Below are 15,210 nucleotides of genomic sequence, written 5' to 3'. Positions count from 1 at the left end.
CCGGGGCGGCGAGGGCGTCCAAGACCTGTTCCGCCCGCTCGATACCGTACGGGTATCGTCGCAGGATGGAGCTACGTACGCTGCGCTACTTCGTGGCGGTCGCCGAGGAACTCCACTTCGGCCGGGCGGCCGTCCGGCTGCACATGAGCCAGCCACCGTTGAGCCGGGCGATCAAGGCGCTGGAGACGGAACTCGCCGCCACGCTGTTCCACCGCACCTCCGCCGGCGTCACCCTCACCGACGCCGGGGCGGTGCTGCTCGACGAGGCCCGCGCCCTGCTCGACCGGGCCGGACGGGTGCCCGCCCGCGTGGCCGCCGCGGCCGGCGCCGCCACCCTCGCGGTCGGCATCCTCGGCGACAGCGCCGACCCGGACGTGCTGCGGCTCGCCGACGTCTACCGCCGGCGCCACCCGCACGTCGAGGTCACCGTCCGCGAGACCGACCTGACCGACCCGACCTGCGGGCTACACGCCGGACTGGTCGACGTGGCGCTGACCCGCGGCCCCTTCGACCCGACCGGCCTGACCACGCACGCCCTGCGCGCCGACCCGGTGGGCGCCCTGCTGCGCGCCGACGACCCGCTGGCCGGCCGCGCGAGCCTGACCCCGGCCGAGCTGGCCGACCGCCGCTGGTTCCGGTTCCCGGAGGGCACGGATCCCCGGTGGCAGGCGTACTGGAACGGCGGGGAGCCGCGCCCGGGGCCGGTGGTGCGCACGGTCCGGGAGTGTCAGCAGGCGGTCCTGTGGAACGGGACCGTCGGCATGACCCTCGCCTCCCACGTGCCGGCCGAAGGGCTCACCGTGGTCCCGCTGACGGGCCTGCCGCCGAGCCGGGTGGTGCTGGCGTGGCCGCGGGCGGACCCGACCCCGCTGGTCCGCTCGTTCGTCCGGACCGCGATCGCCGTATTCGACGGTCCCCGTCCCTAGGTACGCGTCCACCGCTGCGACGCCGTCCCGGGGGAACAGCTCTGCGCCCTGACGGAGCCGTCGTCGGCCCGGGTGAGACACCCGTCGTTGAAGACGCTCCGCAACACCCCGCCCGACCCGGTGCGCCACAGCACTGCGGACTCGAAGCCCATCGGGGCGCAGCTTTCGGTCGTCGCCACCTGGCCGACGAAGGACGCGGTCAGGCACTTGCCGGAGGAGTTGTTGACGATCCTCACGCTGCCGTCGGAGGCGCTCTTGAACGACCAGGAGGCCGACGCCGCCGTGCAGGACCCCGTGGCCGCCCACCCGGTGAAGTCCGGGACCAGGCACTTGCCGTTGCCGCCGTTCTTGAGGGCGAACGTGCCGGAGGGAGCACCGGTGTCCGCGCCACCGCCACCGGACGCGCTGTCTCCCGGCCCGGACGATCCGCCCGAGCCCGACGACTCTCCCGAGCCTCCGGAGTCCTTCGCCCCGCCGGACTCTTCGGAGCCGCCTGCCCCGCCGGCTGCCCCGCCCGCGCCGCCGGCGCCGCTGTCCTGGCCTGCGCCGCCGGCGGCCGTACCACCGCCCCGGCCGGCTTCCCCGTCCCCGCCGCCCGCTCCGTCCTTGCCGCCCTTCCCGCTCTCGTCGCCCTTCCCGCTCTCGTCGCCCTTGCCGGCCGACGGCGGCGCGCTCGGGGACGGCCGGTTCTTCGCCGCCGCCGAGGGCGGGTCCGTCGGGTCCGGGGGTGCCGAGGCGGACGGTGACGCGGGGGTGTCCGCCTCCGCCTTGTCGTGGGTGGCGTACGGCAGGAGCTGGACGGCGAGGGTCGCCCCCGTCGCCACCACGACCGGGACGACACCGAGGAAGATCCGGGTACGGCGGCGGTTGCCGCGCCGTCGGGGCTCCTCGCTCTGCGGAGCCGTCGCCCCGGACTCGGGGGCGCGGCCGGGCTCCGGGGCGGGCAGGTCCGCCGGATCGGGTAACCCGGTGACGAAGGCGGCCCGTTCGGCCAGCACCTCGGCCACGGCGCGCGGCCAGAGCGGCGGTTCGTACGGTCCGTGCCGCTCGGCTACGGCGAGCAGCTCGGCCGCGCCCGGCCGTCCCTCGGGGTCCTTGTCGAGACAGGACGCGACGACATCGGCGAGTTCGCCGTCCAGGTCCCTGAGGGACTGGAGGTCGGGCTCCTTCGTCAGGATGCGGTTCAGCACCGGCAACGCCGAGTCGTCACCGAACGGCGGGTGCCCCGTCGCCGCGTACGCCAGCACGCCGCCCAGCGCGAAGACGTCGACCGCCCCCGTGGGCGTCCGGCTACCGGACGCCTGCTCCGGCGACATGTAGGCCGGCGTCCCCACCACCTTCCCCACCGTCGTCAACTGGCTCTGATCAGCGGCCCTGGCCACCCCGAAGTCGATGACCGTCAGCCCCTCCACCGTCAGCATCACGTTCGACGGCTTCAGGTCCCGGTGCACCATCCTCAACGCGTGCACCGCCACCAGCGCCTTGGCGGTCTCCCGCAGAACGAGCCACAACGCCCCGGCGGGCAGCGGGCCGCCGTGCGTCTCCAGCGCCTGGGACAGGGTGATGCCCGGTACGTAAGTGGTGGCGAACCAGGGCGGGTTGGCCTCGCGGTCCCCCGCGAGCAGCGGCGCGGTCACGCCCTCGGGCAGCCGGGCGAGGTTGTCCAGCTCGTGCCCGAAGCGGCGCAGGAAGCCCTTGTCCTCGGCGGCGACGGACGGCAGCACCTGCTTGACGGCCGCGTACCGGCCCTCGTGGACGCCGAGGAAGACCCGGCCCATTCCGCCGGCGCCGAGGCGTCCGACCAGCGGGACCGGCCCGATCCACCGCGGGTCCCCGTCCTCCAGCGGTTCCGCTCCGCCGCCGCCCAGCTCCAACACGTCTGCCCCGTCTCCCCGTTGCCCCGACGACCGGGACCCGCGGCCCGCCCGCTCCCCTCCGAAGTCCGGGCGGACGCGCGCGTCCCGCAGGAGTCAGTCTGGGCCAGACGGGCATAGGATTGGAAGGAGCTTCTAGAAAAATGTTCTAGAAACGGGGAAAGAGCAGCACCCCGGACGAAGACCGACGAGAGCGCGCCTGCCCATGAGCCCCAAACAGCACCGCGGTGAGGTCACCTCGGATCTCCTCCTGGACGCCGCGCTCCGCCTGTACACGGAGTCGGGCGAGCAGGGCGTCACCGTCACCGCCGTCACCCGGACCAGCGGGGTCAGCCTCGGCAGCCTCTACCACCACTTCGGCAGCCTCGACGGTCTGCTCACGGCGCTCACCGAGCGCTGGACCGGGCGGCTGCTCGGGCAACTGGTCACCGCGCTGACCGGCACCGAGACGGCCCGCGAGGGGATCCGGGCCGTGGTCGAGGCCTATCTGGCCTTCGTCCGCGACCACCCCGGCGCCGCGCTCCTCGTCCACTCCCCGCGCGCCGACCGGCGCCTGATGGCCCGGGGCCGGGAGACGCGGGACGAGCAGCAACCGGCCGTCTCGGCGATGTCCCTGTGGATCCAGCCCCGCATCGACGCGGGCGAAGTCGCCCCGCTCCCCATGCCGTTGCTGGAGACGCTGGTCCTCGGCCCGGTCGTCGCGGTCGCCCGACGCCGGCTGTCCGGCGTCCGGGACGTCGACCTCGACGAGGCGGCGCGGATCCTGCCGGAGCGGATCTGGCGGTCGATCCGCGCGGACGGGGCCTAGGAGGGCCGCCGTCCCCTCCCGTCCCTGTCGTGGTTCCGGAAGCCGCGGCGGCGGTGCGGTTGCCGGTCTCCGTCCTTGTCGCGGAGTCCGGAGGCGGACAGACTCGGCGCCGGTCGGTTGCACGACGGACGAGCGGCAGGGGGTCCCGGGGTGAAGCACGTACCGTTCTTCAGGTGGGTCGTCGCAGTGGGTCTGGTCCTGATCGGCTGTTCGGTGGCGGTGTACATGGCGAGTCCGGAGTATCCCGAGCTGGAAGTCGTCGAACTGACCGTCGTTCACGAGAAACCCGACGGATCCTGCGAAGTCCGGTGGTTGGATCCGTACGAACTCGCCGAGCGCACGGGGCCGTACCAGTGCGATCCCTACCGGCCCGCCACACTGAAGGGGCCGGCCCGCGAGACCGGCACCGCCTCGGGCTGGGACACCGGTTACGTGCTGGCGGAGGGGCCGCACCGGGGCGAGTTGTACTCGACGGACGATGACGAGGACATCGAGGCGTCGACCGACGCGTCCGACGCCCTGGTGGCCGTCGGCCTGCTCGTGACGACCGTCGGCGTCGTCGGCGGCAACATCCGTTCCGTGGCGCGGCTGTGCGGGACGCGTCCCGTGCTCGTCCGTCGTGCGCGGCGGCTGCGGGACGCGGCCGCCGGGGTGGCCGAGGACTGCGCGCGGGCCGAGGACACGGTCCGGGAGGCGTGGGCACCGCTGCACGAGGAGCTGGTGCGTGAGCGGCTGGCCCGGCTGCCGGTCGCGCGGCTGCGCAAGTCGTCCCGGACCCGCCTGCCGACCAGGCAGCTGACGGCGCACGGCATCCGCAGTGTGCGCGACGTGCTGGACGCCGGAGCCTGGGGTGTGACCCACACCTGCGGGGTGAGGCGGCGTCAGGGCGAGAAGGCGTGGGAGGCCGCGCGGTCGGCCGCCGACGCCGTGGACCGGGACACGGCGGTACGGCTGGACGCGGACGGCACCGATCCGCGGACCGCGGCACTGCTGGGCGCCCTCCGTGTCCTCGTGGAGGCCGGACCGGCGGCCCGCAGCGCGGCGGAGGCCGGAGGCCGGCTGGCCGCGGCGCTGGACCGGGAGCTGGCCGACGCCGCGCCCGCCGCCGGGTGGAGGCACATGCTGGAGGCGGGACGTGAGGAGCGCGCCCGGGTACCGGCTGCGGTGGCCGCGCTGCGCGCGCTGCTGGCCGGGGCCGAACGGGAGAGCCTGGCCGAGCGGTTCGCCCAGGCCTCGGTCGACCTCCTGAGGGGCGGGGACCCCGACCCGGACGGCCTGGCGGCGCGGGCCGACTTCGCCACCAGGCCCACGGCGTACTACGCCCTCCTCGCGTCCTTGGTCGACACCCGGCGCGGAGACGCCCCGGCCCGGTGATCGCCGCGAGGTCCGGGGTGCGGCGGGGCCGGCGGGAGCGGGCGCCCTGCGCGCACACCAGGAGTGACGGGTGAAGGCCGCAGGGGGGAAGGGTGAAGGGGCGGCCGGCCGCAGGGGCGGATCGGCGTTCGAGAGGCCATCCGTTCCGTTGAACAGTGTCGACACACCCGGTGCTCGGTCGCGGAGACGGCATTCCCTTGGTCGGGTCTGTACATCTGCGAACGGAGACCTCCTCGTGCGAATGACCGACATCCAGCGCTGCGAGATCCGTCCCGGGCGCCTCGTCGAGTGGACGCTCAGCCCCGGCACGCTCGACATCGCGGCGGCGCTGCCCGAGGACACGCGGCCGCCCGCGTACATCCAGGAGTCGCACATCCGGACGGCACGGTCGGTGCGCGAGGACGGGCTGTTCGTGCCCACCTGGCTCGGCGCGGCCTTCGACATCCCGGGCCCGGTCGACCTCGACGTGCTCCAGGAGGCGCTGCGCGCCTGGACCCTGCGGCACGAGACGCTGCGCAGCGGCTTCCGGTGGAGCGGCGAAAGCGGTGACACCATGCGCCGGTTCACGCTCGACGCGGACGCCGTGGCCCTGCACCGCGAGGACGTCGGGGACTTTCCCGACGCGGCGGACCTCGCCCGGCACCTCCAGGACCGCTTCGACCGGGTCGCGGACGCCCTGCGCTGGCCCAACCTCATCTACACGGCGGTCGTCCGCGACGACGGCGTCAGCGTCTACATGGCCTTCGACCACAGCAACGTCGACGCCTACTCCATCTACCGCATCCCCGCCGAGGTGGGCGAGCTGTACGCCGCCTGCGTCGCGGGGCGGGCCGTGCCGCGCCCCCGGGTCGGCTCCTACGTCGACTTCTGCGAGGCGGAGCGGGCGGACGCGGACCGGATCGACGGCGGCCACGACATCGTCGCCCGCTGGCGGGAGTTCATCCGGCGCTGCGACGGACGGCTGCCGTCCTTCCCCGTCGACCTCGGTGTCCGGCCCGGCGGCGCGCTGCCCGAACAGCGGCTGCTGCGCGAGCCGTTGGTGGACGCGGCCGACGCCGCCGCGTTCGAGGCGTACTGCCGCCCCTACGGCGGCAGCCTCGTCGGCGTCCTGGCCGCGACCGCGCTGATCGTCCACGAGATCGGCGGCGAGCCCGTCTACCGCACGGTCGTGCCCTTCCACACCCGGTCGCGGTCCCTGTGGACGGAGTCCGTCGGCTGGTACGTGGGCGGCGCGCCGATCGAGGTCCCGGCGGACCGGGCCCACGACCTCCCCAGCGCCCTCGCCACCGTCCGCGCCGAACTCCAGGCCAACCGGCGGCTGTCCCGCATGCCGATCGACCGGGTGCTGCGCCTGCTGGGCACGGATTTCCGGCCGACCTCACCCGACCTGTACTCGATCGTGTCGTACGTCGACGCCCGTGACGTCCCCGGCGCCGACAGCTGGCCGGACCGGACGGCGTACGCGCTGCTCCGGGTCTCCTACGGCGACCAGGTGTGCGCCTGGGTGACCCGGCTCCCGGAGGGCCTGTGGTTCGCGAGCCGTTACCCGGACACCGACGTCGCCCACAAGAACCTGCGGCTGTACGTCGAACGGCTGCGGGACATCGTCACGGGCGTCGCCCGCGGGGACGTGCCCCGGTCGTCGTACGTGCCTCAGTCGTAGTAGTGGACGCGCACCATCTCGGGGTCGTCCTCCGTGCCGATGTAGAACTCGGCGCGGTTGTTGTCCCCGTCCACGTAGTCGCCGATGTCGCGGAAGACCCAGCAGCCGGCGCCCTTGACGGTGGCCACCCGCTTGGCGTTGTAGGACTCGGCGTCCTGTTCGTACAGGCTGTAGGACTCCTTGGTGGTGGCCGACGTGGTGATGCAGGCCCGGAAGTCGCCGCCGGCCGACTTCACGGTCTTCGTCCGGTACTCGCTCTGGTAGTACGCGTCGCGGGTCCCCAGGTCGTCCCACGAGCCGCCGCCGGCCGGTGCGGCCGCGGCGGCCGGTGCGAAGGACAGTGCGAGCGCGGCCGCGGTGACCGCGACCGCGACTCCCGTCGCCGGGCGTCGTGCGGAGAGCGCGGAGAGCATCGTCTTCCCCCTGTCAATACGCCTTGCGGACTTGCTCTTTCAGGCTCTCAAAGGGGTTCGGCGGCTGTCACGGCGGGAAATGTGCGGGTTCAGAAACCGACCGACCGCAGGGCGCCCAGGCCGACGTCCGCGTAGGAGTGCTTGCCGGAGACGAAGATGTTGACGCCGTAGTAGTTGAACAGCCAGCAGGCGAAGGCGGCCAGGGCCAGGTAGGCGGCCTTGCGGCCCTTCCAGCCGGCGGTGGCACGGGCGTGCAGGTAGCAGGCGTAGGCGACCCAGGTGATGAAGGACCAGGTCTCCTTGGGGTCCCAGCCCCAGTACCGGCCCCAGGCGTCGCCCGCCCAGATCGCGCCCGCGATGATCGTGAAGGTCCACAGCGGGAAGACGGCGGCGTTGACGCGGTAGGCGAACTTGTCGAGGGAGGCGGCGGCGGGCAGCCGGTCCAGGACGGAGTTGGCGAAGCGGCCGGGCTTGCCGCCGGAGGCCAGCTTGCCCTCGAAGCTGTCCTTGAAGAGGTACAGGACCGTGGCGACCGCGCCGACGTAGAAGACCGCCCCGCACAGGATCGCGGTCGAGACGTGGATGTACAGCCAGTACGAGTGGAGGGCGGGCACCAGCTGGTCGCTCGCCGTGTAGAGCACCGTGACGGCGAGACCGAGGTCGAGCAGGACGGTGGTGGCCAGGGGCAGGCCGAGCCAGCGGATGTTCTTCTTCAGGGCGAGCAGCACGAGGTACACGCCGACGGCGACCGTCGTGAACGTGATGTTGAACTCGTACATGTTGCCCCACGGCGCCCGCTTCACCGACAGCGCGCGGGCGACCACGCCGCCCGCCTCCAGGGCGAAGGCGAGGACGGTGAGCGAGATGGCGATGCGCCCGTAGAGGTCGCCCTTCTCGGTGCCGCCGTGTGCGCCCGGCCCGTCGGGCACGTCGCGGGAGCCGGAGGCGGCGCGTACGACGACCTCGGGGCGTTCGAGTACGGCGGTGCCGCCGCCCTTCTTCACGGTGACGGCCGGGCCGGACCCGGCGCGCGCCTTGGACCGGCCCGCGGCGGTGAGCGCGGCGGCGGTACGGCCGACCTTGCTGCGGCTGCCGAAGAGCCACTCGGCGATGTGCGCGAAGAAGGCCAGGGTGTAGACGGCCATCGCGGAGTAGATCAGCGTGTTGCTGACGTTCGCGAGATGCTCGTTGGTCGCGGCGGCCAACTCGGTTGCGGCGGCGAGAGTCACTTCTCAGCCCCTTCGGCAGGTACGACGTGGGTGGTGTCGGGGGAATCGGGGGTGTCGTCGTTCTCGGGCGCGTCGGGTGCGTCGGGTGCGTCGGGTGCCTGGTCGTACAGGACCCCGGCGAGGTCGCCGAGTTCCTCGGGGACCTTCGCGGACTCGCTGCGGCCGAGGCCGGCCATCTCCACGACGGTGACGCCGTCGGCACCCCGCACGGCCCGCACCCAGACCCGGCGGCGCTGGATGAACAGGGAGCCGGCCAGGCCGAGGATGGCGACGACGGCGCCGCCGAGCGCCCAGCCGCTGCCGGGCTGCTGCGTGACCTGGAAGCCGGCCCATTCCTGGACGCCGTCGAAGGTGACCGAACCGGCGCCGTTCGGGAGGGTCATGGTGTCGCCGACCTTGAGCTGCTGCTTGAACAGCTTGCCGTCGGAACCCTTGAACTCCTCCAGGTTGGTCTTGTCCAGCTGGTAGATGCTCTGCGGGATGCCCGCGTCCACGCCGAGGTCGCCGTGGTAGGCGGAGAGCGCGAGCATCGGGTTGATCAGCGCCGGGAAGGTGGACTGCATGCCGCTGCCCTTGCCGCCGTAGGTCGGCAGGAAGAACGCGTTGAAGCCGAGCTGCTCCTTCTCCCCCTCGGCGTTGCGGTAGCCGTCCATGACCTTGACGGCGCCGGAGGAGGTGACGTTGCCGTCCAGCGGCAGCAGGGCCACCGCCTGCTTGTCCATCACCACCTCGCCCTTGGCGTCCTTGACGGTGAGGATCGGGGCGTAGCCGTGGCTGACCAGGTACACCTTGGAGCCGTCGATGTTCAGCGGCTTGTTGACCTCGACGGTCTTCGACTTCTCGGTGCCGTCGGCGCCCTCGCTGTAGGTGACCTTGGCCTCGTAGACGCGCGGGGTGCCGCGGTTGGGGCCGGTCGCCTCGTAGGTGCCGTGGAAGTCCTTGAGGGTGAAGCTGAAGGGTGCCAGGTCGTGGTCCGGGTCGAAGAGGTTCCCGGACTTGAAGTCGTCGTACTGGGTGAGGGTGTTGGCGAAGCCGTCGCCCTCGAGGATCAGCTTGTTGCCCTCGTACTTGAACAGCTGGCCCCAGGCGAAGGCGACCAGGAGCACGATCAGCGCGACGTGGAAGGCGAGGTTGCCGACCTCCCGCAGGTAGCCCTTCTCGGCCGCGACGGCGTCACCGGCGGCGTCCACGCGGAAGCGGCGCTTCTTCAGCAGCTTCCGCGCGGCCTCGCGGACCTCCTCGGGCTCCGCCCCGGTGCGCCAGGTGGTGTAGGCGGGCAGCCGGTCCAGGCGCCGGGGGGCGCGGGGCGGCCGGCCGCGGAGCTGGCCGACGAACTGCCAGGTGCGCGGGACGATGCAGCCGATGAGGGAGACGAACAGCAGGATGTAGATCGCGGAGAACCACACCGAGCCGTAGACGTGGAAGAGGCCGAGCCTGTCGTAGACCGGCGCCAGGACGTCGTGGTTCTGGCGGAACTCCTCGACCTTCACGGCGTCGACGCCGTCCTGCGGGATCAGCGACCCCGGGATCGCGCCCAGCGACACCAGCAGGAGCAGCACCAGCGCGACGCGCATCGAGGTGAGCTGGCGCCAGAACCAGCGGGCCCAGCCGATCACGCCGAGCGAGGGGAGGTTCGGGGCCTCCTCCGCGGGGGCGGTGGAGAGCTGGGAGCCGGCGGCGCCGAGATCCCGGTCGCCGCCGTCGGGCGTCGTGGGCGTGTCCGTCGTGGTGTTGCTCATCGGTCAGATCCCCACAGTGAAGCCGTTGGACCAGGTCTGCATGTCCTGCACGATGCCGTCCCACACGCCGGTCAGCAGCAGGAGACCGGTCGCGATCATCATGACGCCGCCGATCCGCATCACCCACACATAGTGGCGCTTGATCCAGCCGAAGGCGCCGAGCGCCTTGCGGAAGGCGACGGCGGCGAGGACGAAGGGGACGCCGAGGCCGACGCAGTACGCGACCGTCAGTATGGCGCCGCGCCCGGCGGTGCCCTGGTCTGCGGAGAGGGCGAGGACGGAGGCGAGGGTGGGGCCGATGCAGGGCGTCCAGCCGATGCCGAACAGGGCGCCCAGCAGGGGAGCGCCGACCAGCCCGGTCACCGGCCGCTTGTGGAAGCGGAACTCGCGCTGGGTGAACCAGGGCATCAGGCCGACGAAGAAGACGCCCATGAGGATCATGAGCGCGCCGAGCACCTTGGACAGGACGCCCCGCTCCTCCTGGAGCGTGGAGCCGAAGAAGCCGAAGAGCGCCCCGCTGGACACGAAGACCGCGGTGAAGCCGAGGACGAAGAGGGAGGCACCGGCGACCATCCGTCCGCGCCGGGCCTCGCCCAGGTCGGTGCCGGTGACGCCGGTCACGTAGGAGAGGTAGCCGGGGACGAGCGGCAGGACGCAGGGCGAGAAGAAGGAGACGAGGCCGCCGAGCAGTGCGATGGGGAGGGCCACCAGCAGGGCGCCGTTGAGCACCGTTCCGTTGAAGCCGTCGGCGGCGAGCGTGGTCACTGCGGACACGTCACGAGCCGTCCGTGAGGTACGGCTTCAGCATCTTGCGCAGCTTCTCCTCGCTGAGCCCCTGGAGGGTGCGCGCGGCGACCTTGCCCTTGCGGTCGATGACGAGCGTGGAGGGGACGGCCTGGGGGTTCAGGGTGCCCTTCTCGAAGCGGAGCATCAGCTTGCCGGCCGGGTCGTACAGGCTCGGGTAGGTGAGCCCGTAGTCCTTCTCGAAGGCGCGGGCCGGGCCGGTGGAGGTGTCGCGGGTGTTGATGCCGACGAACTGGACGCCCTGGTCCTTGACGTCCTGGTAGACCTTCTCGAAGTTCTTGGCCTCGGCCCGGCAGGGCGGGCACCAGGAGCCCCACACGTTGAGGACGACGACCTTGCCCTTGTAGTCGGCGACGTCGACCTGGCCGCCGTCGACGGTCTCGCCGGACAGGTCGGGGGCGTCGGCGCGCTCGCCCTCCTTCGCGGTGGCGATGCCGTCCGAGCCGGTGATGAAGCCCGTCTGACCGCCGCCGCCCGAGGTGCCGCCGGAACTGCACGCGGACACGAGCAGCGCCGCGGCGGCTGCGCCGACGGCGAGGACGGCCCGGCTACGGACGCGGGCCCGGGCGGGGCCGGACGCGCGGGCGGCGGTGCGGTTCGAGCGCAGGGGGGCGCGGCTGGCGGCACTCATGTGAAAAGTTTCGCATGTCCGTTCCGAGGATCTTGCGCACCCCCCTCACGGGCGGAAACCCGCATTTCAGGCGGCGTTCCCGGTGGGTGTCGAGCTCGCGGAGGAGGTGTCCTTGAGGAGGGCGTTCCACCCGCCGGCGGGCCGCTGCCCCACGTCGACCGTACGGAGCTTGGCCAGCACCTCGGGCTTCTGCACGTCCAGCCAGTCGGTGAACTGCCGGAAGGAGACGAGCCGGATGTCCTCGCCCTTCTCCTTCTCCCGCGCGATGTGCTTGAGGGCGTTCTCGACGGCGTCCATGTAGATGCCGCCGTTCCACTCCTCGAAGTGGTTGCCTATGAAGAAGGGCGCCCGGTTCGTCTCGTACGCCCGCTTAAAGCCCGATATGTACGACTTCGTGGCCTGTTCGCGCCATCCCGGGTAGTTGTGCGCGGGCGCCTTGGTCGAGTTGACCGACTGGTTGGCGAGGATGTTGTAGTCCATCGAGAGGACCTCGAAGGAGTGGCCGGGGAACGGTATCTGCTGCAGCGGGAAGTCCCAGATCCCGTCCTTCTTCACCGGCCACACCTGGCGGCCGCCGGGCGAGGAGGCGTCGTAGCGCCAGCCCAGCTCGCGGGCGGTGGGCAGCAGGTTGTCCTGCCCGAGCAGACAGGGCGTGCGGCCGCCGACCAGTTCCTTGTCGTAGTCGAAGGGCAGGGCGGGCAGGTCGGTCCAGCCGCTGTTGGTCTTCCACTCCTTGACGAAGGACTTGGCCTGGTCGATCTCGCTGCGCCACTGCGCGGGCGTCCAGTTGCCGACGCTGCCGCCGCCTCCGCAGAAGTGGCCGTTGAAGTGGGTGCCTATCTCGTGCCCGTCCAGCCAGGCCCGGCGGACGTTGGTGAGCGTCGCCTTGATGTGCTCGTCGGTGAGGTAGCCGATGTCGGAGGCGCCGCGCGGGTTGTTCGGCGGGTCGTAGAGGCGCTTCTTCGACTCGGGCAGCAGGTACAGGCCCGAGAGGAAGAAGGTCATGTGCGCACCGTGCTCCTGGGCGAGGTCCAGGAAGCGCGGGAAGAGCCCGTTGCCGACCTCGCCGGCCCCGTCCCAGGAGAAGACGACGAACTGCGGCGGCGTCTGCCAGGGTTCCAGCGGCACGGGGGCGTCCGGCTGGTGCGGCTGCTTGCCGGTGTACGACGTGGAGCCGTCGCCGATGGGCTTCGCCGGGGGCTTGCCGCTCCCGGACGGCGACGGCTTGCCGCCGTCACCGGCCTGGTGCGAGCCCTCCGACGAGGAGTGGGAACCGGTGCCGCAGCCCGCGAGCCCGACCGCCGCCGCGGCCCCCGCGCCGAGTCCGAGCATCCCCCTGCGGGTGAGAGTGCGGTTGGTAGTGCGCATCGCAACCTCGTTCGTCGCGTCGTCCTTGGGTGGTCACTAGGTGAGAGGACGCGACGAACGAGCGGGTTCCGGAAATTTGTGCGGGTTGGGTAACAGTGGACAGCGGACCCACAGAAACGGTTCCGCGGCGACGGTACGGGCGGGGGGCAGGGGGCCGTCAGGTCATCAGGCCGTCAGGCTCCGTACGCCTTCCCCTGCCCCTTCACCGGCTTGGCCCCCGCGAGGAGGTGGGCCGGGACGAGGTCTCGGGCCGGCTCGGTGTAGCCGACGGAGACGATCCGGTCGCCGCGGTACGTGAACGTCGTCAGGGACGCCAGCGTGCACTGCCGCTTGCGCGGGTCGTGCCACAGCCGCCGCCGCTCGACGTAGGACCGCAGGATCCAGATCGGCAGCTGGTGGCTGACGACCACGGCCTCGTGCCCGCGGGCCCGGTCGCGGGCGGCGTCGATCGCGCCCTTCATCCGCACGACCTGGTCGACGTACGGCTCGCCCCAGGACGGCTTGAACGGGTTGACCACGTGCTTCCAGTTGGCGGGCCGGCGCAGCGCGCCGTCGCCGATGCCGAAGGTCTTGCCCTGGAAGACGTTGTCCGCCTCGATGAGCCGGGAGTCGGTGTCGAGGTCGAGCCCGTGCGTCTTGGCGATCGGCGTCGCGGTCTCCTGCGCCCGCTCCAGCGGGGAGGCGACGACGTACGTCACGTCGCGGGGCGCGAGGTGCTCGGCGACCCGCTCGGCCATGCGCCGGCCCAGCTCGGAGAGGTGGTAGCCGGGCAGCCTCCCGTAGAGGACGCCGGTGGGGTTCTCGACCTCGCCGTGCCGCATGACGTGGACGACGGTCAGCTCTTCGTCGCGTTCCTGGTTGCTCATGCCGTGGCCTCCGCGGCAGCTCGGGCCGCCGCCGGGAGGGCGTCGGCGATGCGCTGGACGGCCCGCTCGTCGTGGGCGGTGGACACGAACCAGGACTCGAAGGAGGAGGGCGGCAGATAGACGCCGTTGGCGAGCAGCGAGTGGAAGAAGGCGGTGAACCGGAAGGATTCCTGCGCCTTGGCGTCCTCGTAGTCGTGCACCGGGCGGTCGGTGAAGAACACGGAGAACATGTTGGAGGCGTTCTGGAGCGTGTGCGCGACGCCCTCCTTGGCGAGCGCCTCCGTGACGAGCCCCTGGATCTGCGCGGACACCGCGTCGACGGTCTCGTACGCCGCGTCGTCGAGGAGCCGCAGCTGGGCGAGCCCGGCGGCGGTGGCGACCGGATTCCCGGAGAGGGTGCCGGCCTGGTAGACGGGCCCGGCCGGGGCGAGGTGCGCCATGACGTCCGCACGCCCGCCGAACGCGGCGGCGGGGAACCCACCCCCCATCACCTTCCCGAAGGTCATGAGGTCGGGCACGACCCCCTCCACCCCGAACCACCCGGCGCGACTCGTCCGGAAGCCGGTCATGACCTCGTCCGACACGAACAGCGCGCCGTTGGCCGCGCAGGCGTCCTTGAGCCCCTGGTTGAACCCGGGCAGCGGCGGCACGACGCCCATGTTGCCGGGCGACGCCTCGGTGATCACACAGGCGATCTCGCCGGGGTGGGCGGCGAAGGCGGCGTGCACGGCCTCCAGGTCGTTGTACGGCAGCACGATCGTGTCGCTCGCCTGGGCGCCGGTGACGCCGGGGGTGTCGGGCAGCGCGAAGGTGGCGACGCCGGAACCGGCGGCGGCCAGCAGCGAGTCGACGTGACCGTGGTAGCACCCGGCGAACTTGATCACCTTGGTGCGCCGGGTGAACCCGCGGGCGAGCCGGATGGCGGACATGGTGGCCTCGGTCCCGCTGGAGACGAGCCGCACCTCCTCCAGCGGCGCGACGCGCTCGACCATCGCCTCGGCGAGCGCGACCTCGCCCTCGGCGGGCGTACCGAAGGACGTCCCGCGCGCGACCGCCTCCTGCACGGCGGCGATCACCTCGGGGTGCGCGTGCCCGAGGATCATCGGCCCCCAGGAGCAGACGAGGTCGACGTACTCGCGCCCGTCGGCGTCGGTCAGGTACGGCCCGGTGCCGGACACCATGAACCGGGGCGTGCCGCCGACCGCGCGGAAGGCGCGCACCGGGGAATTCACGCCGCCGGGCGTGACGGCCGCCGCGCGGTCGAACAGAGCCTGCGAGGCCGGTGCTTCGTATGGATATGCCAGTTCGCTCATGACCTGCGACTTCTCCGACCTTCTCGACCTTCTCCGACGTATCGGACCCTGCGCGGCCTCTTGTTGCCCAGGGTGACTTCGTCAAGGGTAGACAACCGCCCCGAATGCCGTGCCGTCTGCCAGACTGGAACCCATCCACGCAGCTCACCGGGACGGCGCGGATGCGACTGCCGGCCGCCCCGCGAACGCACGACGGACATAT

General features: G+C 72.2%; 13 protein-coding genes. 4 read left to right on the top strand and 9 right to left on the bottom strand.

What is annotated here, in order from left to right:
- Positions 1 to 65 precede the first annotated feature (65 nt).
- On the top strand, positions 66 to 926 hold the full coding sequence (locus tag ACIQFU_RS03175; protein WP_402548588.1) for a LysR family transcriptional regulator: 861 nt from the start codon (positions 66 to 68) through the stop codon (positions 924 to 926).
- Here ACIQFU_RS03175 and ACIQFU_RS03170 read toward each other — a convergent pair.
- Positions 923 to 2,803: a protein kinase gene (locus ACIQFU_RS03170; RefSeq protein ID WP_402548587.1), complete on the bottom strand. Its 1,881-nt coding sequence runs from the start codon at positions 2,801 to 2,803 to the stop codon at positions 923 to 925. The two genes, ACIQFU_RS03175 and ACIQFU_RS03170, sit on opposite strands and share 4 nt — an antisense overlap.
- 202 nt (positions 2,804 to 3,005) lie before the next feature.
- On the opposite strand from ACIQFU_RS03170, the gene ACIQFU_RS03165 reads away from it, so the two are divergent.
- The 3 genes from ACIQFU_RS03165 (at position 3,006) to ACIQFU_RS03155 (ending at position 6,645) form a co-directional block, all read left to right on the top strand.
- The gene (locus ACIQFU_RS03165) at positions 3,006 to 3,608 is read left to right on the top strand and encodes a TetR/AcrR family transcriptional regulator (protein ID WP_402548586.1); all 603 of its coding nucleotides are present in this window, start codon (positions 3,006 to 3,008) and stop codon (positions 3,606 to 3,608) included.
- A 150-nt stretch (positions 3,609 to 3,758) separates the two neighbouring features.
- The gene (locus ACIQFU_RS03160; protein ID WP_402548585.1) at positions 3,759 to 4,982 is read left to right on the top strand and encodes a hypothetical protein; all 1,224 of its coding nucleotides are present in this window, start codon (positions 3,759 to 3,761) and stop codon (positions 4,980 to 4,982) included.
- A gap of 235 nt (positions 4,983 to 5,217) precedes the next feature.
- Entirely contained in the window at positions 5,218 to 6,645 is a 1,428-nt protein-coding gene (locus tag ACIQFU_RS03155) for a condensation domain-containing protein (RefSeq protein WP_402548584.1), read from the top strand.
- On the opposite strand, the gene ACIQFU_RS03150 is transcribed toward ACIQFU_RS03155, so the two are convergent.
- The 8 genes from ACIQFU_RS03150 to hemL form a co-directional block, all read right to left on the bottom strand.
- Positions 6,636 to 7,058, bottom strand: a complete 423-nt coding sequence (locus ACIQFU_RS03150; RefSeq protein ID WP_402548583.1) for a hypothetical protein — start codon at positions 7,056 to 7,058, stop codon at positions 6,636 to 6,638. The two genes, ACIQFU_RS03155 and ACIQFU_RS03150, sit on opposite strands and share 10 nt — an antisense overlap.
- An 89-nt stretch (positions 7,059 to 7,147) precedes the next feature.
- On the bottom strand, positions 7,148 to 8,287 hold the full coding sequence (gene ccsB, locus ACIQFU_RS03145; protein ID WP_402548581.1) for a c-type cytochrome biogenesis protein CcsB: 1,140 nt from the start codon (positions 8,285 to 8,287) through the stop codon (positions 7,148 to 7,150).
- A complete protein-coding gene (locus tag ACIQFU_RS03140; protein WP_402548580.1) occupies positions 8,284 to 10,026 on the bottom strand; it encodes a cytochrome c biogenesis protein ResB in 1,743 nt (580 codons plus the stop codon). Before ACIQFU_RS03140 ends, ccsB begins: the two co-directional genes overlap by 4 nt.
- 3 nt (positions 10,027 to 10,029) lie before the next feature.
- Complete coding sequence (locus tag ACIQFU_RS03135) at positions 10,030 to 10,800, bottom strand: cytochrome c biogenesis CcdA family protein (RefSeq protein WP_402548579.1); 771 nt, start codon at positions 10,798 to 10,800, stop codon at positions 10,030 to 10,032.
- 1 nt (position 10,801) lies between these two features.
- Positions 10,802 to 11,461, bottom strand: coding sequence for a TlpA family protein disulfide reductase (locus ACIQFU_RS03130; protein WP_402548578.1), 660 nt, complete (start codon positions 11,459 to 11,461; stop codon positions 10,802 to 10,804).
- Between the two features lie 66 nt (positions 11,462 to 11,527).
- The gene (locus ACIQFU_RS03125) at positions 11,528 to 12,829 is read right to left on the bottom strand and encodes a hypothetical protein (RefSeq protein WP_402548577.1); all 1,302 of its coding nucleotides are present in this window, start codon (positions 12,827 to 12,829) and stop codon (positions 11,528 to 11,530) included.
- A gap of 173 nt (positions 12,830 to 13,002) precedes the next feature.
- Complete coding sequence (locus ACIQFU_RS03120) at positions 13,003 to 13,695, bottom strand: histidine phosphatase family protein (protein WP_402548575.1); 693 nt, start codon at positions 13,693 to 13,695, stop codon at positions 13,003 to 13,005.
- On the bottom strand, positions 13,692 to 15,008 hold the full coding sequence (hemL, locus tag ACIQFU_RS03115; RefSeq protein ID WP_402548574.1) for a glutamate-1-semialdehyde 2,1-aminomutase: 1,317 nt from the start codon (positions 15,006 to 15,008) through the stop codon (positions 13,692 to 13,694). Before hemL ends, ACIQFU_RS03120 begins: the two co-directional genes overlap by 4 nt.
- Between the last annotated feature and the right edge of the window lie 202 nt (positions 15,009 to 15,210).

The organism is Streptomyces sp. NPDC093065 (assembly GCF_044754585.1).
Lineage (GTDB): Bacteria > Actinomycetota > Actinomycetes > Streptomycetales > Streptomycetaceae > Streptomyces.
This window is presented reverse-complemented; position numbering and strand designations above follow the sequence as displayed.